The following is a 23944-nucleotide window of genomic DNA, read 5'->3' on the forward strand; positions in this document are numbered from 1 at the left end:
AAAATTACCCAAAATGCGTTTGTTTATGTTTTTTTAGGAACTATTCAGAATTGATGTAACAAAAGTATCTGCCGGTTATTAAACTGATTTAACCTTCTAATTTTGACAATGCAATATGATTCTGGGTACAGTCTGCCCTTTTGTTTCCGAAATTTAATTTACGCTATCTCTCTTATATTTATGATTGACATCTTATTTTTAATATTGTATTATTCCACTTGTTCAAAAGGCCATATATGGTGTCAGGGAGTATCTCCCGCATTTTCCACAGATTGTTTGTGCAAACGATGTAGGATATAATTATAGTAACCACACAGTTAAGTTTTATTCTATTTTTCTGCCTTATATGGTCTTTCGAACAGAAAAACCATACAAGGAGGATATAATTGAAAGAAGTAGCTATTAACCAAAAGTACAAGGACTCAGTTTTCAGAATGTTGTTCAACAATAAGAAGGAGCTGCTTTCTCTGTACAATGCCGTAAATGGCACAACCTATGAAAATGTGGATGATCTTGAGATTAACACTTTAGATGATGGTGTATTCATGAAGATGAAGAATGATATTTCTTTTGTCTTGGGTTTTGAACTTAACCTTTATGAGCACCAATCTACAAAATGCGGAAACATCGCTTTAAGGTTCCTGCTTTATGTATCGGATCTTCTCTCGGGAATGGTTGTCCGTGATGATCTTTACAAATCAAAGGTTATCCATATACCTGCACCCAGATTTATTGTCTTCTATAATGGACATGAAATAACAGAAGATCGAGTATTATATAAGCTTTCCGATCAGTATGAGAAAAAACTTTCTGCACCGGAGCTTGAACTTACAGCCACACTTATAAATATCAACGAAGACCATAATCCGGAGCTTATGAATGCGTGCAGGACTCTTAAGGATTATTCCATTTTTGTAGGTCGTATCAGGAAATATGCAAAGACAATGATTTTGGAGGAAGCCGTTAAAAGTGCTGTAGCTGAATGTATAGCCGAAGGTATCCTGGCTGACTTCCTAGCTAAAAACCGAGCGGAGGTGATTCGTGTGAGCGTATTGGAATACAATGAAGAACTTCATTTGAAAAATGTGTATCAGGATGGATATGATGACTGCGCTGCTCAGAAGGATGCTATTATTCTTGAAAAGGATGCGATTATAGCTGAAAAAGATAATGCTTTAGCAAAAAAGGACCTGGCTTTAGCTGAGTTGAATGACAGAATATCAAAACTTGAAGCTCTATTGGCTGATCTTACCAGTAAAGATAATTAAGCATCTATCATATAAAAATGTTGGGAGCTGTTCACATCTAATGCGACAGCCCCGCCTTTAAAACAATCTTAGCCTATTATTATTCTACAACGAAAATTACCCAAAATGCGTTTGTTTATGTTTTTTTAGGAACTATTCAGAATTGATGTAACAAAAGTATCTGCCGGTTATTAAACTGATTTAACCTCCTAATTTTGACAGTGCAATATGTATTTATCCCTTTATGTCAATTGCCTGATTGATTTACCATTGAAAATGACAATGTACTAATAATCGGAGGCACCTTAACTCGATGCCTCCGATAACTTTTGAACTTATTTTACTGTAACTTTTGCTTTCTTTGCATAGCCATTCTTGGCGTAAACATATACATAGCAGGTGCCTTTTCCTTAGTATTACAAACACATCTTTATTTTAGTTACTTTCTGATTCCAAATGGATTAGAAGGTTCCTGTGCCTTTTTCTTGATGTTAAAAAAATGCGAAAGCTGAGATGTTTTCTTTTTACTTCCAAGCTTTACATGACTTGTATCAGAAAACGCAGTGTACCCTTCAATAAATCCCTCATTCCAATCCTGCATTTTGTTATAATCGCCTACATGACTTCCACAGACACCTAAACAAGTATTTTTATATCCGCTAGGAAATTTAATTACAAGCGTTTTTACATAAGATACATAATACTGATATACAGTTCCATTTGACCATGTGAGTTTCTGAGGTTTCAGGCCTTTCCACTCAGTTTCTTTCACAGATACTCCATGATAATTTGAACCTTCTTCGGATGTCTCTTGTGTATTTAAATTCTCACCAGTAAATTTGTCTACGACAACTACATCCATGTAATCAATAACATCATGACCTTCATTCATTAATGCTTTAGCTATTTTTTTCGATGGTTTTTGTGGATACTGGACTTGTACCGTCAATACTGCAGTCATTGTAGAATCATTTGTTGCACTAGCTGCAGCTCCGGCCCTTGGTGCGGGGATTTCATAAATACTCAGTTTAGTTATCTTTGCAAATAATTTTGTTAGCCCCTTTTTCCCTGGAAGTTTAGTATAGACTGCAACCCAATTCCCTTTATTCAGATTCATGTTTACACCATATTTTTTCAGGTCATCAAATTGAGCACTTGAAGTAATTGGCATCGCAGCAAAGGTAATAGAAAAAATCAGTAAAATTGTTGCAAAAAAACGTATAAATCTCTTCATTTGTTTTCCCCCGTGCAAATATAAATACCTAAAATTTCATTACAATATTATCAACTATTTATATTTTCAATCACTTTTACCACCTTTATCCACATATATTACACTTTTTTATTTTCTTTTTAAAATTGAACTCCTTATATCTCTTCTTTGTAGCTGTAACTATTACTACGTCTCCACTTCTGAGCCTTCTGTTTAAATAATAGTCTTTTCCAAGGACTTTTTGTGTAGTTGATTTTTTCTTCTTCTTTGTTCCTCTAAAATATAGTTTTTTATTATTCTTACCAGCTTTTACTATTATGCTTATCTTTGCACCTTTTAATGTATTGATCCTTATGTAATTATTTCCATAATTAGCATTTACAGTTGTCCAAAGCCCTAATTTAGAAGGATCTTTATCTATTGCAACACTGATTTTATAATGGGTTCCTCCATTTCCATAGAGGAAAATATATCTAATCGTTCCATAACCACTTACTGTGTATTCCGCTGTTCCCCTGTCTCTTAGCACCCTTAAATTATTGGTGTTTACCGAATAATTACTCTCATCAGTTATACGAGCATTCATCTTTTTGGTTGCGAATACCGTTATCTTATATGAATAAGTGTCAGGAACCTGAAAACAAAAACTGTCAATATCATCATCTCGTTCTAATACACCACTTATTTCATTTCCTACCACAAGCTTTTCTGCGTTATCGAATTCTCCAGAATGATCATCATTATATGTATTTAAACCTATCGTAAATTCACCAACTCCTGATACTTTTACAAAATACCTTTGCCCTCGAACTAACCTGGGCATATACGTACCTGTCGTGCCCTCTATGGTATTATCCAAACGGCAAACTATCTCTTCCATATGATCGCCATTCAGAGCATATCCACCTTTAACTACATTCAAATGCTCATCCATTAATTCAATATATAAATTACCATTTTCAGAATGACCTATAAGTCTTAATATTACCCATTGATCATTAGTTGTAGTTAGTGGAGGTGCGTCAAAATAATACCATCTAGTCTCGCCTGCCCTTACCTCTGGATCAATAAATTGATTTATTATAAGTTCAATAGCATTATAATATCCAGTTTCAGTAGCGCATAAACCATCAATTTTAAGACAGGATAATAATAAGAACACTATGAAGAAGCTTAGAATTAGTTTCTTTTTCATACCAGGAGCCTCGCTTTTTCATTTAATCTTTTAATTTGTAAATTCTTCCTGCGTAAAATCTATATAATTCTTCTTGTTTTTACAAACATATAAAAACGTTATTACAATTCATTCTTGCAATAATATCACTTATCCAATCTATCGGCTAAAAATCATGTAAAGATAAGTACCAAGGCCTCCAATAGACATTTCTTTATAAATATTTCAGAATTATACAATTAGCACGTCCCACCTGGCAGTTAGCATGTATTTCACACGTAGCGCATATCGAACCACGCCAAAAAAAATGAGCCATAAATGCCAAATGTCAGCATTTATGACTCATTCATAGCTTATGCTTTTAAGATTATGTGTATTTAATTCGAATTAATCTGTCGCATTTCCTTGCTTGACTTTGAAACCAGTTTATTTAATATCTAGTCTATCCAGGATTCCTGAACATGTTTAGTCATTCATGTTCAGGAAGTCCTTACAAATTTACTTAACAACAATCTCAATTGTCTTTGTTGTTTTCTTTATCTTACCCTTTTTAGCTACAGTAATCTTAACCTTATATGTGCCCTTAGGAGCGCCCTTCTTAACAGTACAGATTACCTTTTTGCCCTTAACTTTTACGGTCAGGTACTTCTTAAGCTTCTTGGAAGATACATTCTTGGCAGTAATCTTGCCCTTAGATCTCTCAACCTTAACAGTAACTTTCTGATCCTTTTTCTTGATTTTGGAAACGCTGATTTCTTCTTTGTTAGAAATAATCTTAGCCTTAGTAGGATCATCAACTTCCTTAACAGAATTATCTGTAGTCTCAGGAATTGCTGTTACATCTGCTCCGGATGAAGTCTTGTCATCAGAACCATTCTGAGATTGACCGCCATTGTCTCCGGCATTAACATTTCCCTCCTGATTCTCTACAGGAGTTTGTGCGCCTGTGTTACCGCTGTTTGCGCCATTTCCGGTAGGATTCTGCGCATTATTTCCAGAGCCACTTGTGTTTCCGGTGTTCTGGTTACTTGAACCACCCTGAGATTGTCCACTATTTCCTGTACCTGGATTCTGTGACTGTCCATCATTTCCGGTACCAGGATTCTGTGACTGTTCGCCATTTCCGGTACCAGGATTCTGTGACTGTTCGTCATTTCCAGAACCAGGATTCTGGGTATTATTTCCGTCAGAATTCTGATCACCGTTGCCACTCTGGGGCTGTCCATCATTTCCTGAACCTGACTGTCCGCTATTTCCGGAACCTCCGGGATTCTGCGTCTGTCCGCCACTTCCACCTGTTCCAGGAGTATGTGTGGGATTCTGATTGCCATTACCATTGCCATTATTTATAGCTTCACCATCAGCCACTTCAACAATCGCAAAAGTACTGAATCTCCAAACTGTTATAGTCATTGAATCTTTTGACAAAACAGGCTTTATGAGTTCATATGTACCATCACTATAATAATGAAGAACATACAGCTTGGAGCTGTTAATAGTCTTTGGAAGAGGTAGTGTAATAGTTATTGGAGCCACCAACTCGTGAAGCTCAGTGCCAGCGTTTTCTGCATCTCCTACCTTAAGCGTCATATCAATCTGAGCTACGCTGTTAAAGCCTTCCTGCTCAACATCCTTCTTATCATCTTCTGCTATAGGTGTAATATCAAGCTTTGCAACCTGATTAGGTGCTGCATTAAGTCCGGCACCGGAAACAGATGCTACAGTTGTATTTACTTCATTACCAAAAACTTCTTTAAGGGCATTTTGTGTATTAGGATCATCTTTAGGATCAACAACCTCAACTTTTGCTGCTTCAGTATATGCATCCTCAAGTTCTTTCAATTTATCAGCAACAGTGCCATTTGATTCAACCTTATCAGCCATAACCTCTGCTGATCCCATACTCGATAAGGTATCGTTAACAGTTTTCTTGATTTGATCCTCAGTTGCATTATCTTGTAATATCTTCACAGCACTATCTATGTAGTCTGATATCTGCTTTGTATTTTGTCCATCTACCGTGATGTCACATTCAGCAGTGAATTTACCATCCTCTGTGGTTACTGTAATCACAGCTTTACCTGCTGCCACAGCTACCACTTTGCCGGTCTCATCTACCGTTGCTACATCAGTATTTGAGCTTGTGAAGCTAACTGCATTATTCGTAGCGTTTGACGGTTTGATTACTGCATTAAGTTCGAGGCTGTCACCAACACCAATTGTAGCTTTGGTTTTGCTTAAAGCTACTTCTGTTACTTTTACTTTATCTTCTCCGGACACAAATTTCGCATAAAGTGTTATGTCTTTTGTAGGATAATATGGATAATAATCCGCCTCATTATCAGAATTAATGATATATATTGGCTTCTGGAAATTCTCATCCTCATACCATCCGTATATATATCCCTCATCTGACCATATTACCTCTTCACGTATTGGAAGAAGAATCTCTTTGCCTTTTGCGACGTTTTCAAAATAAGTATTTACTATGCCTATGTTGCCATATCTGTTGACCTTACCTTTTCCGGCATTAATGGTTACCTTATAGCCTTTAGCCCAGATAGCATAAACAGTCATATCTGAAGTAACTTTCATGTCAGTTGTTACTTCTGTTCCGTTTCCGTCACGTGACGTATTCCATCCTACAAGTGCATATTCATCACTGCTAGCGGTAGGAAAATATATTGTGTCGTTTTCTTTTATCTTAGTCTCATATTCAGTCTCTGAGGCATTACCATATAAATAGCCTCCATTTGCATCAAACTTAACGGTATATGCCTTTTCCCACATAGCATAAAACGTAATATCTTCTGTAGGTATATATGAATTCAGGCTAACCATCTTGGATCCATCGGAAGTGAGAGACCATCCAGTCAGAATATACCCTTCTTTAAATGTATACAAACCAGGAATATCTTCATAAATTGCAACAGGTTTGTTTTTTGAAAAAGTTTTGGTATCAGCATCAGACAGTAATGCAGAGTCATATGACCAAGCAGAAAAACTTACTTTTCCACCATTTCCATCAAAAGTGATAACATAGCCATCTTCCCATACTGCATAAAGAGTTATATTGTTATCTACCTTATCAATTCTTTCTATAAGGTTTTTACCATCAGCAGTTGTACTCCATCCAATAAATGCCTTATTTGCAGAATTCTTTAGATCTCTAAACGTTCCCAGGTAATTTGTGCTTCCCGCTGCAGCATTCTCTACCAGTATATCACTTCGAATATTATTGTACTGTTCAAAATAGCCACCATTTGCATTATATGTAATCGTATATGCCTTTTCCCACTGAACATATAAGTCAATATCTCCTGTCAAAACATAACCAGAATCGACATTGACCCCGCTTCCATCTGCTTTTGTGTTATATGATTTATATATATATTTATCATCATTATTCACAAATTCTGGATATGGGAAAGAATTTAAACTTTCTCCTGCAGGAACAGTAATTTCATAATCGGTTACACTAACACCATTGTAAATAAAATAGCCACCATCTGAATTAGCGTGATATCTTACCTTATATCCATCTTTCCATACAGCATATAATGTCATACTTTTTGTAGGTGTAAAGGACGTCTCAGCATTAACTAATATATCCTTACCTTCCTGATCAGTACTCCATCCTACTATTGCCTTGCTGGAATCATTATTTTTAACACGATCGTTGCCACCAGCATATATTTCTTTGTTTCTTAGCGTTTTAACAACATATGTTTTATCAGCATTTGATTCTGTATTTACAAAATATCCACCATTAGCATCGTATGTAATGGTCCATGCATCATCATACTGGGCGTAAAGAGTTGTATCCCCATTAGGTATAAACTCAAATAGCGACTCTATTTCTTCTCCGGTTCCATCGGCTTTAGTATTCCAGTTTTTAAATAACTTATTCGGATCATCTATATATGCATCCCAACTACGTCCTAAACTTTTTCCAACAGCTACATCTTCAGTCAGCGTTGTGTCTCCTGAATAAAAATGTCCACCATTAGTATCTAAAGTAACTTTACATTCATCACCCCAGATAGCATAAAGCGTAGTATCTCTATCAAACTTATAAGTATCAAAATCTATCACATTTTCAGCGGATTGTGATGTACTCCATCCGAATAAATGCTTACCTGAAGTGTTTGGCAAATTAGCATCTACACTGTATAACTCAATGTACTCATATGATCTTGCAGTAACATTTTGTGGTATGGTTAAAATATATTTTTCACTATCCACATACCTTCCTGACCAATAGCTACCATTCATATATTCATAATAGTAGTTAATTATTCCATCATTTCCATCAAATGTTATTTGATATCCATCTGTATATACTGCATATAATGTAACATTATTCTCAGCAGCTATAATATCCTTCTCAATAACAGCATCTTTAGATGTCGCATTTTCATTTAGTGACCATCCGATGAAAGCTTTGCTTTTGTCATTATTATATGCTGTATATCCGATTTGAATATATTCACCTTTAGGTATATATACAGTCTTGGATGTCTCACCTTCGAAAAAGTGTCCGCTTCCTGCTTCATATGTTACAGCAACACTTGTAGACCACTTAGCATAAAATGTCACATCCTCAACAAGAGTATAATCATAGAAACTAGAAACATACCTGGTGGAACACTCTTCATCTAAATACCACCCATCAAAGACATATTCTCCAAAGGTTTTACCTTGCATATCCTGCCAATTAGACAGATGCTGACCTTTTTTATGGTAAGCTGTATGAATATAATCATCTGATGCATATTCTTCAGCAGCTATTTTGTAATCAAAAGTTACCTTAACGCCTTTTTCCCATTTAGCATAAAATGTAACATCATCTGTAGGTGTATAATCACCATTAATTAAAGCGACCTCTTTTGTCAGTTCCTTGTCTTCATACCAACCGGTTATTATCTTGCCGTCATTTGTATATGTATTATTATTTCCATTAAGATAAGCTCCTAAATATATATTCACTCCGACACTAATATTAGTGGTATCAGTTTTCTGAGCTACATCTCCATTAAAATAACCTTCACCGGCATTAAGGGTAATCGAGTAATACTCTCTTGTCCATCCAGCATAAATGGTGTCACCATTATTCAAGACTGTATCAGAAGTTACTTTTTCTGTACAATTTGCATCAAGATACCAACCTGTAAATGCATGGTTTTCCCGATACACTAAAAGTGCACCAATACTCTCAAATTTTTTTCCGGGATTAATGTACCATTTTCCATTAACGTCATCTTCTTTGATGTACTTGGTTCCAGATGTTTTTCCACCATTAAAATCAAGATTAATAAACGCATCAGTATCTGCACTAACATCTCTGAAGCCTGCATATAAAGTCATGTTATCTTCAGGTATAAATGACTCTACATTTTCAATAATCTCTTCTCTATTTGAGTCCTTATACCATCCGGTAAACAAAGATCCATTATCTGCATCATAAGGATCAGGCACATAGCCTATTTTTTCTCCGGCTTTTACTGTTACTGTCTTTGTGCCACTACTGTTGCCATCTACATCATAAAAACCTCCCTCGATAGAAACAAATGTAACAGTATACTCAGTTACTTCGTCAGCAGACTCTGCCTTGGCATTTAACCCCAATGGCAAAATCAGCATAGCAATCATCATAGCTATACAGCTGACTATCAGCCTGCCTTTCATTAAAAGCTTGTTCATAAACTCTTCCTCTCACTCCACTCGTAATAAGGAATTTTAATTCCTCAATATGTGGGCAAAATTAACGCAACGTTAGAAATCTATCATAATCTCAATTAAATTGTCAATAATTATTTATATTATGATTTATATTTTTTCGCATACAACTTAACAAATCCGTTACAACCGCTTATACGTGCTCTGCTCAGCATAGAAAAAGTGCTGCATCAGATAATTATCAATTATCTAATGCAGCACTCTTCTTATATAAAAATCAGTTTTATAAAGTCACAGCTCCTGACATATCAAGATATTTCTCTACAGAGTTCTCTTCCTTCAAATTGTTATCAGTATTCATATTAGGGACTAAATCATTCGCCTTTTCTGCTGGTATCTCATATATACTTTCCGGAGTTGAGGCATTAGCTTCTGGTTTGTTCAGTTCATCAAACTTCTGTGAATCAGTTCCGGGATTTATGGCATTCACTCCTGTATCAGCAGCCTCGGCTTCTTCACTGCTGCCTTCATCATCAATGCCAAGAATCTCGTTCAATATCTTCTGCATCATTTGTTGAATCATCTCATGGAGCTCGTCAAGAAGTCTACTATAGAAAGCACCTTCAGAAGCTCCGTTCTTCTTACTGCTATCGGATGCATTACCCATATCTGATATTCCACTACTAATACTTATAGCATTTGGATCATCGCTTTTTACATTAACAATTCCTGCGCGATTTACAGACTCTGTACCATCTGCGTTTCCTGTAACATCAAGTTTTCCTATTCCCATCAATCTCTGGAAAAAGCTCTCCATCTGCTCAAACAGTTTCTTTGCACCGGACAGGTTTCCATTTGTCTCTGCGTAAAAGCCTACTTTATATAAATAATTTCCTTTTTCTGTTATGTCCGTAGGAGCAGCATCTCTTACAGCCTGCATTGCATTATCCGCCATGCCTTCCGTATCTCTTATGTATGCGCAAAGCGTTGCGAAATCAGCATAATCCGCATTAGTGGGATCAACGTTATAAGGATCTATTTCTTTTGTGAACTTATTACCGTCCTTGTCCGTTCCGGAAGCTGTATAAATGCGGGAGCCACCTGATACATTTATAGTAATCTTAAGTTCCTGTGAGTCACCACTAAAATCGAAGGGCGATCCGGATGAACCGATTTTCATGGCTTCCGAAATATCCTTGGGTATTTTTGCAGTGATTATTCGGGTATAGGATAAAAATGATCCCTGACCTAATCCCCCAAGCTCAGCGGCATTTTTATAAGTTCTTGTTGAAATCCCTTCATTTTCTTCATCCATGCCAATTGATTTTCCAGCACCAAGCTCATCCATATCAATTGATTTATCAGTATCTACAGCTGCTAAATCGAATGATTCTCCGGCATCATCAGCACGATTACCTGCTTCATCCAATCCTGCAATCCTTTCAGACGCATTATTCATAATTGACATGAAGCTCAGTGCACCCTCATTACCGCCATCTAAAGCCTGCGTCTTTTTATTACCTGTGGCATTTACAGTATGTTCCCCCATACCATATCTAAAGGCTCCAAAAGCCATATAGACACTCCGATATCCATTAATATTTCCGATATCTGCCATAGTAATCCTTTCCGTGCATCCTCTGTCAGTCAGATGCACACCACTCCCCAAAGGACCGAGTGGTTTGAATCTTACGTTAAAATGGCGCTTTAATGCAATCCATATGCACCAAAACGCCATCCTTAGCTTATATGTATATCGGACAGATGTGTTGAATTCTTAAGTGGATCTTACTTAATTTATAGATTCCTGTTTTTCCTCAGAAAAACGGGAATCGTATTGGACCAGGTCCTCGCGAAGCGAGGGGCGTGTCCTGCCGAAGGCAGGATTTTTGCGGGCGATTTCCGCTTTTGCCCACAAAAAGTCATGTCAATTTGCAACACCTTATTGACATGTCCGGCATAAAATTGTAATATAGCCAAGGTCATTTGCAAAAATGCATTTTGATTCCGACAGTTCGTTTGCACCATCCTGTCGTTAAACAAAACCAGGGCTGATTAGAAGATACAATATATTTCTGAATTTTCCCAGAAACTCAAGGATCAACAACTTCTAATTGCTCTGCGTCTTATGCGCGGAGCTTTTTTATTTGAGTCATGCACTCAACAAGGATATCTCTTTTATAATAATCAGTTCAAATCAGACTGGTTATCATAAAATGATTTTCAGATATTCCCGGATCCTGCCAAACTTATTAAATCTTCTAACCCGCTCTGAGTACATATAAGAGAGGTTTAGGAGATGAATTTATTTTTAGGGATTTTGGAGTTAGTCGTTTGTTTTTCCGGAGTTGTCATAATAGACAAGCTTTTCGGCAGAAGAGGTCTTTATTCATGGATGGCTCTTGCGGTGGTTTTTGCTAATATACAGGTTTCTAAGCAGGTAGATATCGCAGGTGTTTCCACCGCTCTTGGCAACGTTATGTTTGCTTCAACTTATCTCGCAACAGATATATTAAATGAAAAGTACAGTGTTAAAGCCAGTAAGAATGCAGTAAAGCTTTCTGCTGCCGCTTTGATTGCTTATATTATCTTTGCTCAGTTCACACAGGCTTTTACCCCCAATGAATTTGATGTTGTTGATCCAAGCCTGAAAACCATATTTGCAATGTCTGTAAGAATTACAGCTGCATCAGGATTCATGTTTGTGCTGTCAAACTGGTGCGACGTTCTTCTTTATCAGAAGATCAAAGAGAAAACCTCAGGAAAATACATGTGGTTTAGAAATAACATATCCACTATCATCTGTAACTGCGCTGAAAACTTCGCATTTTCAATTCTTGCATTTTGGGGAACATATCCTCTCCTCTACTGCCTTGAAGTAGCAGTTGCCGGATCTTTGGTTGAAATGCTTATAGCTTTATGTGATACACCGTTTTTATATCTTGCAAAGCTCAGTAAAAAAACCGGCATTCTCCTTGAAGACGAAGACGGAAACTCAGACAATGAAAATAATTACAATACAGTAAATGAGGAAGCAGCATGATACACGATCTCATAAGATACCAATTTGATGATAAAAGTTCGCTGAAAAGAGAAAATGTACTGCTGGTTTCACTGGGATGCTCCTGGGGGAAATGCGCTTTTTGTGACTATCAGGAAGATAAATCCTCTTCTGTTTTAGCCTGCGATTCAGTAAATAAGAAAGTTCTAAGCCAGGTAAGAGGCATTGAAACAGGCTCTTCATGCCTGGATGTTACCTGCTCCGCTTCATATACAGAGCTGCCTTTTACCACAATGAATTATATAAGAAACACCTGCGTTGAAAAGGGCATAAAAACCGTTATCCTGGAAGGTCATTATATTTTCAGAGATAGTAATAAATTCTACGTTGATTTCTTTAAAGCCTGCAATATTGATGTTCTATTCAGATGCGGCGTTGAAACATTTGATGAAAACATCAGAGAAACCATTCTTCATAAGGGATTGCCCAATGTCACCCCGGAGGATATTGCTCAGCACTATCAATGGATAAATCTGATGTTTGGAATGAATGGACAGACCTTTGATCAGTTAAGAAAAGACATAGAGATTGGTCTTAAGTATTTTGAAAGAATTAACCTTAGTATTTACACTTCCGTTAAAGGCGGTCCTTCACGTGATGTAAATTCAATAACAGAGTTCTATGGCAGCGATTATTATAAAGAATTATCAGCAAATCCCCGCATTGATATCTTCGATGAATGGGATGATAACAATGATCACAATGTCGGCCATGATATTTAAAAACCTGTACTTCGGGCATTTAGTCTGAAGTACAGGTTTTTCTTTTCATTTATCATGTAGTCTTTTTGCTAATTTCATTTTTTTTGATATAATTGTCCTTGGTTTGTTAGCATTAATTTACAAGGAGGATATTATGGAACCAATTAACAGTATAGATGCAGAAGACGATCAGTTCGCATATCGCTATGATACTCAGCTTCTTATAGACAGAAGAGATAAAGATCTTGATGAGGATGAGATTGCAGATTATATCACATCTCATTTTGAAGGTAATTCACTTATCGCTGCAGGAGATGAAGAACTTGTAAAAATTCATTTCCACACAAATGAGCCCTGGAGAATCTTAGAATACTGCAATACAGTAGGTGAGATTTACGACATTGTTGTAGAAGACATGATAAGACAGTCAGCAGGATTGCAAGGGTAAGTGCTCTGCTCAAACAAAAACCGGATGGTGCCGATTGTAATTCTGCTTCATCCGGTTTATTTGATTCAAATATTTTTATTGCTGCCAGCACTGCGCAATCATTCATTTGGTTGTCCGCACTTGATGCAGAATTTCGCCTGCGCTCTGTTTCTTGCGCCGCAGTGTTTGCATATTTTCCAGTCGCCGCTTTCTTCATTGTTTTGCGGTCCGTCGGTCTGATAAGCATTCCAGGGCTCTGAATTCTGCTTTCTTATTTCTGCTACCTGCCCGGTTGCTTTTTTCACAAATTCCGGTGTCTTAAGTTTCTTGCCGGAAAGCTTAACAAACAGAATGACCCCTGCTGACAGAATCATAATAATCACCAATAGAATAAGCAGTATTCCGGAAAATCTTGTTACACTCAGGTATGAATATGCCTCATGTATATTGTTTGCGGATAAATCAATATACTTTTCAGAGTTCTGATAATTTCTCCTTATTATGTAGTAAATAAGGTTCAGGATGAAACCTGCCACAGAAAAGCCGACAACAACCACAGCGCCTCTAAACATATTCTGCTTCATGTCTCTCTTCTTTATTCCTATGAAAAGAAGCAGTGCCGTTGTTATTATCATTACTGCCACAAAGAGAAGTGCAATTAACCACAGCCATTTTCCAAAAGTTCCGGGTTTGGAGCCGCCGCTTCCATCTGTTATATCATCCAGGTCAGCGTCAACATCTGATGGAGCTTCGCCGTTTTTACTATAGATTATAGAAAAAGCGTATGCAGAAGTATTCCCTGCAACGTCAGTGGCGGTGATGTTAAAGCTATTGTCACCATCAGCAAGATCAAGCTCTATAGAAAAGCTTCCATCCTCATTTTTATCTGTTTCAGCATCATTTACCTTAAGCGCAGCATCAGCTTCAGTTTTTCCTGTAAGAACAATCTTCTTTTCATCCGTAACTATGCCATTAAGTGCTTCATAGATTTTGAGTTCCGGTGGGATGACATCAACGCTGACTAATATGTTGTATTCGTACCATATATTATCGTCAGCCTGATATCTGATTCGAAGCTCGCAGGAATTAGCACCCACGCTTATCAGATGATTTCCATCACCGTTCAGGGTAAACTCCTCCTCGCGCTGATCGTCTATCCTAGTGTAAACTGTCTGCTCTAAGGCATTAACATATGAAAAAGAATAGTCGGTTGAATTAATAGTATCGCTCTCAGGAAGGTTCATCCAGAACTTACCACTTCTTTCCGTAAGATATACGGTCTTGGTCAAAGGCTTGGATATTCTGCCCGAATCATTTTGCAGCACAACAGAACACTCAATTTCCTTAGTACCTTCCTTGTACTGGAACCTTCCAATATCTCCATCCTCAGAGCGAATAAGCATCAGCGGATCAGCTTCTGCTCCATCCTCCCTGATATTTATCATGTAACTCTTAGCTTCCCAGGGGGCATACTCAGAAATATCAACCTCTATTGTCTTTGTTATGACATCAACCGTAACCCTGTAATCCTCGATCGCATCAGGCTCTTCTGAGGGATTGACGAAGGAAAAGCGCTCACTGGTAACACTGCCCATATAGCGCATATAATCCTTGTCATAATAAGCAACTATCTGAAGGTAATACTGGTCGAAGGTGTTTATCTCTTTTAAGGAAATCTCAGTCTCTGTTATTTCACCCTCATACCCGTAGCCTGTGGTAAGAACTCGATAATCCATCATGTCCTCATCAGTACCAATCCTGATCTCGTAGCTAAAGCTTCTCCCATCAGGCTGAGTTACTTTAAAGGAAACAGGAACATTTCCGTCAGCATCCATGCTTCCGATTTTCAGAGAGTCAATAACCATAGGCTCTTCATCAGCGTATGCTGCAACCTGCAGTTCTTCATTGCTACCCTTATCATAGATGAGCTTCCACTGTCCTCTTTTTGCGTTTTTTACAATAATGAACACCGTGGATTCACTTTGAACATACTCCACATTGGGAGAATTAAGAGAAACCTCCATATCATCCGGGTCTTTTAGTGATAGTTTCAGGTCACCCTTCTCAAACAGAACACTTATGAAAAATGTTCCGCCATCTTTATCCAGATAATATACATTGCTTTCATTTATTTCCGCATGAACTCTCACCGGAAACAGAATAATAATACAGAAGATAAAAGCTGCTAAAAATTCTAAATAATGTAGTCCTCTAGGCTGCCTGCTCATAGTCCTTTCACCTCATCTGTAAACAAGTGTTATTCTGACTTATTCCTGTCAGATACGAGTGTCCCAAGATACGTGCGCTGATGGTACACTATCTCCTCATTTATTTAAGACTTATATATGGATAATATCCGCTAAAACCTATTCTGAATGCGACTTGCTGATTGCTGCTATTCTTACCCCTGACTCCAATATAAGATTCTATTCTGTCAGGACTTATCATGTACCAGCCCTCCTCTACAGCTCCATCGAATTCACCTTTCCATTTGGTAATGATATCTATATCAAGTGCTCCGTGTTCCTTGATTCCGACTCTGAACGCAGATGAAATACCGGCAAGACTGTATCCCTGTTGTCCCGTTAATTTGAATCTTGGCAACTCAAGATTTGGCCCAAGAGGAACATCGAAGCTCATTCCATATCCAGATCTCGTAAGTCCAAGAACAAAGCTTTTGTAATCCATGTTGCCGATTTTCCAGTCCAGCTTTCCAAATTCAATCTCTCCAAAAAGCTTGATCGTGGAGTTACTTGCAAAGTCTGCCTTAAACAAATTGACAGCAAGCTTTGTCTCCTCAAACTTAACGATGCAAAGATCATCTCCAAGCCAGCTCGCAAGGCCAGGTGAAACAGACTTAAGCGCAGCCACGCTTATATCCGTTCCTCCCTCAAGACTTGAGCTTGCCAGCCTTTCGCTGAAGCTCCTGGCATCTTCCTGTCCATGAAAATCACTTATTCCAACAAAGAAGTTGCTAAATGTAACCGGCACGCCTCCAACCAGAACTGACACAGGAATATCCGCATAAATCCTGAATTTGCTAAAGTAGCCGTCCACAGCTGCAATCTCGAAACCGAAATTGTTGGTACCCTCATCGCCCTTGACATTGCCCCATCGCTTAAACACTGAGCCATTGATCAAAAGTGTAAGGTCGTAATCATCTTTATAGGTATCCCATTTAAAGTCAAATTTCTTAAGTCCAAATTCGCCGCCCAAAAGACTGAGCTTCATGGAAACGTCTTCCGCATTTACACCTCCCTTTGTAAACAGACCCTGATTATCCACAAAACCTTCCATTTGCACTGCAAATTTCAGTGGATTATCCTTCTTTGTAATCTTCTTAAACAGTCCGCTCACGCAAGGGAAATTCCAGGAAATCTCGCCTGCCTTAAAGGCAAATTTATCAGGATACAGTGTGTACTCAGGCTGCTGCACGATGAATACTCCTGCCTTCCAGGAATCAGCATCAGCCCATCTTACTGTCTCTACCTTATAATTTTCAAAATCCTTAAGATGTGCTTCATCCTTATAAAGAGGATATTGGTTCCAATTTCCCACATCCGTTTTATTTCCAAGAAGCATCATCATACCCAAAAGCGGCCTTGAAGATATGATATAGCTGCCGCTGTCGCTGGACATTGTAACCTTGTTGTCCTTTATATCACCCTCGATCAGGACATCCCCATCAAAATGCAAGAAGCCATTCATTCTCACATCGCCGGTGATGGTAATCTTCTCATTTTCTTCATCTCTAAGAACACGGTTTCCGAAAAATACATAGGCACCATACTTGAACACCTGCTCAGCGCCATCGAATATTTCGATTCTATCCTTGAAGGTCTTTCCGTTTACAGAGATGAATGCCTCATATTCACCTGGTGGCACCTCTCCCGGAATCATCACAGAGAATGATTCATCGGACACAAAGTTTCCTACATAAGTATGTTGGAAGGCTTTTCCGTCCAAAGTAACAAAGCAGCTCATTCCACTTTCGAAACCTTTTCCTCTGATAAAGCCTTCTACATCCCTGACCTCACGGTAAATCTTCTTTGTAGAAAATCCGGTGCAGTAAAAGGGAACGTCCTCTTCTTCTATAATCTCTTCCCGGGCCTCCTCCTCGTCTCCAAGAAAATATTCCTTTGTCATAGCATATCCGTCTGCCTTGTTTGCACAGGTAAGAACGCGGTGCTTTTTCTTGGTCTCTACCGCCTTAAAGGTAACAACGTAATTGTTCTCCATCTGAGCATGAATAAAATCATATATTCCATTTAGCTCTGATGCTGAAAATGAATAAACAAAGCGGCCATTTCCTGCTCTTGCCACAGTCTGCAAATATGAAGAATTAACTGAGCTTCCCATACCGACTGTATATACAACAGTATGACCATCGTTAGTCATATTTTTTAGTCTGTTCAGAGTATTGCCGTCAAAGGAATCATCTTCGCCGTCAGTCATAACTATAACTACATTTATTGTATCATCATGCTTACCAACTTCACTTAGAGCAGCAAAGGTACCGGATGCGATATTGGTTCCGCCCCCGGGATTTAAATCCTCTAAGTATGGTATGACATCACTTGGACTTGCAAGGATATGAGAGTTAAAGTCAACACCATCTGAAAAGCCGATAACTCCCATGCTCTCGTTTTCAGAAAGGCTCCTGGCAAGATTTCTCACAGCAGACTGAAGCCTTTTTTCACTGCCTTCCATTGAGCCGGACTTATCACATACTGCAAAAAGAATCGCCTTATCATACTTTACTTCCTCAACAGTATAGTCAGTTATAACTATGTTGCAGTCATTTATAGCAAGCTGAGGGTTACTAAGATCCTCTATAGGCTCAGAAGTCTGCAGGTTAAAAGAAACTGTCGGAAATTTAGTTGTATCTATTTTTCCTATGTTAAGAGCTGCGTTTTCCTTTGCTATACAGGTCGTATAGGCAGAAGCCAGCTCATGGGCAGCTGAGAGCTGAGTTGTTATGTCAGCATCATCTTCCCTTTCAAGAAGCTCTTCGAAATTCTCAGGATCCTGCGGATCAAGATATTCTCCCTCTTCTACAGGCTCCAGCTCTGTTTCCTCTTCTTCCTCTTCCACCTTAGGTTCTTCGGGATTGACATGGGGAACCTTCTTTTTATAAGCCTTGTCTATAGCTTCGCCCACATCCCTGATTTCATTCTGATCTCCGGCTCCGTATTTTGCTGCACTTATATCTTCACAAGCCTCTATATAAGCACTATCGTTGGAATAAGGGTATGTCTCCATACTCTTATTCATACACTTATCGCCTTTATCAGTGTTTCCAACGGCGTAGCTGATTGCAGCTTTTCCCATATAAAGAGCGCTCTGATCCTTTATATCTTCCTTTCCAGGTTTAATCCTGTCATTTATCTCAATAAGGGCTGCATTTTCAGATGCCTTGCCAACATTTTTTACCTTATTTTCGTAATTTCTAAGTTCGATTCCCTGCCTTCTTTTTCTTACATTCTTAAGAGCTTTTTCGCACTGATCATTTACAGCATTGACCTCGTCATCGTCAAGGGACGCAAAGCCTTTTGGAAGATCCGACTGTTTCATATTGCGATCTATCAGCATCTGCCCCACAGCAACCAGGGCTAGCTGCGAGCCTGACTCATCAGCATATTTTGCAAGAGTTTCTCTCTCACCCAACATTATAAGCAGCCTTACATAGGCTTCATCTACACCGGATATTTTAAAGGCATCTTTGCTGTTTGCGTAAAGATTGTTGAAACTTTCAAGATAGTTCTTTAGATAATAGATATCAGCATTGTTATGTTCAATGTAATTTGCGTACTCTTTTCCTATATCCTCAGCAGCTTTAACTGCTTCAGAAAGCCCTTCTACATGAGCGTTCGCATTTGTCTTCTCTGTAATATCATTCGCCAAAAGCTCAGTCATATCAGCTATCGGATCGAGGGAGCCATTTAGAACCTTGTTAGCAACATCTACCTGCTCACTTGTGTAACCATAGTCCGCGGGATTAGCGCCATCCTGCTGCAGGAGTTTTATTTGAGAAGCCATATTTGAGGCTGAGTATATGTCCATGACCTGGTTATTTTGTATCTGTGAAAATAGCACAGAATCAGTGTCAGTCATAACAGAAGAGTTTCCGGTGGATTCCAGTTTTTCATATAAAAGTCTTGCTCCGACATAGTCCTCTTTTAAGACGCAAAGACGCGCACAGCACAAAGTGCCCTGCGCAGTCTGTCCACATTTGGAATATAAGGAATCTATATAATATTCAGCAGCTGTCAGGTCACCCTCTGCCATAGCCTTTTCTGCAAGGAATACAAAGTACTCCTCTGCAGATTCAGGTGTGGATCCTGCGATAGAAGTACTTCCATGCAAATTACCCACGACAAAGACACATAGCAGCAATAATGCTATAGTGATTATTCCCGGTAGTCCTTTAGAAACAGCTCCTTTTATCTTCATAATTCATCCTCGTTGTGTATTGGCACGATTACTTCGTAATCCTGCCCTATCGGTCGGAACCATTCCGAATCATGACTTCGTCATGATGGTTCCTCCTCTTATGATAAATATTGCTATTCCGCATGTATAATGCGTCACAAAAGAATCTGCTAATCCCTTATTTTTATTGTCTTTTATTTCGTTCCTTAGTCAGTTTGTTGATATTCTTTTTTTCTATTTCATTTAAAAAATTATCCTGAATCTTATCAAATTCCTCAGGCTCATACATACCTACATACCAGGATGTATTATTGAAATAGTTCTGTAATTCCTTATCCTTAAAGCGTCTTCCATGTCTTGCATAAATCTCGTTAATTGCTATGCGAAGCTCATAGTCGGAGAGTATCTCTACCTCCCAGTCCTCCAGGGTATCAAGTGAGGAATATGGGAAAATAAACTCATAATATGCCTGACTGTTGAAATCCTGATTATTGCCACTATTATAATTCTGATTGTTGTAATCCTGCTGACTATTGTTTTGGTAAGAGTTGTTGTTATTGCCACCTGTATTGTAATAGTAGTATGATCCCGGCGTATATGTGCAGACAATAGTTATTCCGTTTGCGCTTATTCTCACAGTGGATCTGTCATCGGAAACTGATATCAGAAACTGCTGATACACATCTTTACTCCCCTTAGGCCATGCCATAAAGCATCCATGTCCCACAGGTGTAAGGTCGCAGCTCATATACACCTCACCGGTCTGGGTATAGGCAACATCCGCCTGATACATATTTCCATCTCCCGGAAGTGAGAATATCCAGATATCACCTACATTCTCATAAGCTCCTTCATATGGATCAACATCCCAGGTTCTCTGAGCTTTCGTTTCATCAAATACACCATCAGCATCCAGAAAGAAACCATCAGAGGAATAATTATCCTTAACAAGGCATCCGTCATAGCCTACAAAGAAGAGCATATCGCCATCCTTTACCCAGCAGTTTCTCACCATTTCGCCATTGCTATCCTTGTAGGTCCATATACCGCTTGCATTTTTCTCCCAGACTCCGTCATCCCTGGCGTATGTGGCAGGGTTATCCGTCCCCTGCGCTTTGTTGCCGCTTACATTTAGCACCTTATAGGAATCAGTTGTCTTAGCATATGCAGGAACAGCGCCTGATAAAAGAATTATTCCGGTAAGAAAAATTGATGCGATAACTTTTCCGTGACATCTCATGGTGACTACCTCCGTCTCATAAGAAACACAATCACTACCTCTTGAATGTAAATCTCTCCGAATAACCGTAATCGGTTATGATAAATCTCTCCCCCTGATCAAGGACTGTTATCTGAGGTCCTGAGCCATATATTCCATTGCCCTCAAGCATATAGCAGGAACCACCCTTATAGGAAACTCCGTAATTTTCCGAATATCCAAAGCTGTAGGTTCTTACAGCTGTTCCGTCATAGGTTCCACTTGGAGTCATGGTGAAAGTCCAGGTAACATTGTCATTGCCATTTTCATATACATAGGTACCTGTCAGTAAACTATCTGTTGTTGTGAGTCTCGGTATGTATTTATCCCATGAACCATCTGCTCCAACATAGTAACCGTCAGAAGTGTAGTTATTGTACATAAGGCATTTATCAAAGCCTATATAATAATACTTATCAGCCTCTCTTACCCACACATTCTGGGCCTCCTGGCCGTTCATCAGGTAGTAAACTGTTTCGCCGCTTTGGAGGACATCAAATTTACCACCGGTCACAACCTTATTCACAGGTGTGTCATCGCCTGCAGGACTATTGGCACTACTGCCATCATCTGAAGGTGCCGCTTTTTTATCTGCTCCCGGACCACTTGCAGAGCCTGCGATAGTGGAATCCGATCCTGCGGGACCTGATGGTGTAACGCCGGAGCTTGCAGGACCTGATGATGTAATGTCAGAACTTGCAGAGCCTGATAGTGTAGCGTCAGAACTTGTAGAACCGGAGGTTGTTGTATCAGCGGTTTCAGAGCCTACAGCTACTGAGTTGTCATTTGTATTATTATTAGTGCTGTCTCCAAAGGAGATTGCACTTTGAAGTGTATCCTCTTTTGTTTCGATTGATGAAGCATCGGTTGCAGAATCAGTACTGCCTGGAGTATTGCCGGCATCTGTCTGACTTTTTTCTTCTTCAGGTTCTCCAAATGTTATTCCGCCACTTGTGTTTTCATTTTCTGTATTTCCATTATCTGTGTTTCCATTATCTGCAGTTCCTTCATCTGTAGTTCCAAAAGTAATAGCCGCAGTACTGTCAGACTGTGCTTTTTCGGCTTCTTCACTTTCTTCATTCTTTACTAAAGTCAGCTCATCATCAGAGCCATGCTTATACTTCTCAATTTCTGATAATGCATTGGCTTCAAGATCAGTTGTATTGAATAATTCGGGATGATACTCGTTTGTTATTTTCCTTAAATATTGTCCGGGATCCCCATCAGCGATCCATTCTCCACCTGAATCAAGCAAAAGCTCATTTTCAAGATAACTGTCTTTAGCAAGACCTGTCTGATAAAAAGCCGACTTCAATCTTTCTTCGTTAATCTCCGGAGCCCCCGGGTCGCAATGATACTCATCTATTTCAGTCCACAACATTATTGTGTACGTGGTCAGCTTGCTATCTTCGTAATTATTATCGTCAATATAGTAATACTTTCCGGAATATGTTGCCTTTGCGTCAGGCTTATCAATGTACCAAAGCTCTCCAATATATGTTCCATCCTTGGAAAAAGTTATGCGCTGCCTCATATTGGTGCGCCAATCAGATGGATTATCTGAAAGCTCACGATTCATATTTGGATTATCAGCCACATTTTCATAGCATTTAAGCCAGGTGCCAACCATGTAATCCTCAGGAAGAGGGTCATCCTCTGTAGCAGGGTTCACAGTTTCCATTGTGGCTTCATCACGATTTTCCCACTTCACTTTGCTGCCATCTGTCTCAGTAACATCAACGCCACTACTAAAGAGCCCCAGTCCTGATTTCTTTTTCTCAGCTGTCTCAGTAACTGCATTATCGTCAGTCTTATTATCAACCTTCACATCTCCGGGTTTATTTTTTATCACGAAAAATGCAGCCACACCTATTCCAATTACAGCAACTGCAGCAGCTGCAATCACTATAGGAAGTACCGGAACCTTCTTTTTCGGCTTTTGTGAAAGGTATGGATTTTCCTCCGGTGGCTGATTATTAGCATATGTATATGTCGTCTGCGGAGTAGGCGCAGTATTTTGAGGTGCTTCCTCTTTAACACCCTCCGGTGAAGGAGTATTATTTGAAGCACTGTACGTCACTTCAGGTGCAGGTGACTTAGAAGCCTGGCTGTCAGGTACTTCAGGAGCAGGTGATTTCGCAGCCTGGCTGTCAGGTACTTCAGGAGCTGGTGATTTAGAAGCCTGGCTGTCAGGTACTTCAGGAGCAGGTGATTTCGCAGCTTGATTGTCAGATGCAGGCGCAGCATCCACCTTAATATCCTTCTTACCAAATGGATTTTTGAAAGGATTTTTTATCTCGGGAATATTTACTCTTCCGGCAATTTGCATTGACTGGCCGCAGTTATCACAAAAAGCAGCCCCATCAGGTAGTTCTGTTCCGCATTTACTACAATAAATAGCCATACCACATACCTCTTAGTTTTCATCGGTAGTGTCAAATTTACTACCTCTTTTTTGTTCTAAAGCCTTGATTTATCGGGAGTTCAAAATAAAATGAGCATTGACCTCCCTTTTTGGTATAATGTCAGCGACCAAACTCACAAAAAACCAGGAGACAATGCTCGTGAACATTATACTTTATTTACTTGAAATCATCCACCAACTCTATCAGCAGAATTGCTGGCTGGTAAACTTCATATGCAGATATATACCGCTAAAACAGTGGGCTTTCGACGATTCCCATTCTCCCAAATATCAAAAGTTCAAAGTTGATAAGCTTCCCGTCATCATAAAAGTAGAGCCATGGGATTA

Annotated in this window: 12 protein-coding genes and 1 pseudogene; 5 read left to right on the plus strand and 8 right to left on the minus strand. The window is 38.9% G+C overall.

The genetic code is table 11. The features are described from left to right. The first annotated feature begins 386 nt into the window (after window positions 1-386). On the plus strand, window positions 387-1268 hold the full coding sequence (locus G622_RS0118190; protein WP_026511871.1) for a hypothetical protein: 882 nt from the start codon (window positions 387-389) through the stop codon (window positions 1266-1268). Between the two features lie 418 nt (window positions 1269-1686). Here the strand turns inward: G622_RS0118190 and G622_RS0118195 are convergent, their stop codons facing one another. The 4 genes from G622_RS0118195 to G622_RS0118210 form a co-directional block, all read right to left on the minus strand. After that, window positions 1687-2481: a hypothetical protein gene (locus tag G622_RS0118195; RefSeq protein ID WP_026511872.1), complete on the minus strand. Its 795-nt coding sequence runs from the start codon at window positions 2479-2481 to the stop codon at window positions 1687-1689. 85 nt (window positions 2482-2566) lie between these two features. Further along, the gene (locus G622_RS0118200) at window positions 2567-3655 is read right to left on the minus strand and encodes a hypothetical protein (protein ID WP_026511873.1); all 1089 of its coding nucleotides are present in this window, start codon (window positions 3653-3655) and stop codon (window positions 2567-2569) included. Window positions 3656-4132: 477 nt separating this feature from the next. After that, the gene (locus G622_RS0118205; protein ID WP_026511874.1) at window positions 4133-9337 is read right to left on the minus strand and encodes an InlB B-repeat-containing protein; all 5205 of its coding nucleotides are present in this window, start codon (window positions 9335-9337) and stop codon (window positions 4133-4135) included. A 259-nt stretch (window positions 9338-9596) separates the two neighbouring features. Then, window positions 9597-10931, minus strand: a complete 1335-nt coding sequence (locus G622_RS0118210) for a hypothetical protein (RefSeq protein WP_155831550.1) — start codon at window positions 10929-10931, stop codon at window positions 9597-9599. A 681-nt stretch (window positions 10932-11612) separates the two neighbouring features. Between G622_RS0118210 and G622_RS23605 the strand changes: the two genes are divergently transcribed. From G622_RS23605 to G622_RS0118225, 3 genes are all read left to right on the plus strand, one after another. Next, window positions 11613-12356, plus strand: a complete 744-nt coding sequence (locus tag G622_RS23605; RefSeq protein WP_049945948.1) for a queuosine precursor transporter — start codon at window positions 11613-11615, stop codon at window positions 12354-12356. Continuing rightward, on the plus strand, window positions 12353-13096 hold the full coding sequence (locus G622_RS23610) for a hypothetical protein (protein WP_049945949.1): 744 nt from the start codon (window positions 12353-12355) through the stop codon (window positions 13094-13096). Before G622_RS23605 ends, G622_RS23610 begins: the two co-directional genes overlap by 4 nt. 133 nt (window positions 13097-13229) lie before the next feature. Further along, window positions 13230-13523, plus strand: coding sequence for a hypothetical protein (locus tag G622_RS0118225; protein WP_044958039.1), 294 nt, complete (start codon window positions 13230-13232; stop codon window positions 13521-13523). A 98-nt stretch (window positions 13524-13621) separates the two neighbouring features. On the opposite strand, the gene G622_RS0118230 is transcribed toward G622_RS0118225, so the two are convergent. The 4 genes from G622_RS0118230 to G622_RS0118245 all read right to left on the minus strand — a co-directional run bounded on the left by G622_RS0118230 (window position 13622) and on the right by G622_RS0118245 (window position 23596). Next, entirely contained in the window at window positions 13622-15730 is a 2109-nt protein-coding gene (locus tag G622_RS0118230; protein ID WP_026511877.1) for an Ig-like domain-containing protein, read from the minus strand. A gap of 100 nt (window positions 15731-15830) precedes the next feature. Continuing rightward, window positions 15831-19955 (minus strand): vWA domain-containing protein, encoded by a 4125-nt coding sequence (locus tag G622_RS0118235; RefSeq protein WP_026511878.1) that lies wholly within the window; start codon window positions 19953-19955, stop codon window positions 15831-15833. Between the two features lie 163 nt (window positions 19956-20118). Beyond that, complete coding sequence (locus G622_RS0118240) at window positions 20119-21174, minus strand: YARHG domain-containing protein (protein ID WP_026511879.1); 1056 nt, start codon at window positions 21172-21174, stop codon at window positions 20119-20121. Window positions 21175-21208: 34 nt separating this feature from the next. Then, on the minus strand, window positions 21209-23596 hold the full coding sequence (locus tag G622_RS0118245; RefSeq protein ID WP_026511880.1) for a zinc ribbon domain-containing protein: 2388 nt from the start codon (window positions 23594-23596) through the stop codon (window positions 21209-21211). A gap of 160 nt (window positions 23597-23756) precedes the next feature. Here G622_RS0118245 and G622_RS26350 point away from each other — a divergent pair. Further along, window positions 23757-23944: pseudogene (locus G622_RS26350) on the plus strand (transposase); the annotation flags it as partial.

Origin of the sequence: Butyrivibrio sp. LC3010 (assembly GCF_000424385.1) — a bacterium.
GTDB lineage: Bacteria > Bacillota > Clostridia > Lachnospirales > Lachnospiraceae > Butyrivibrio.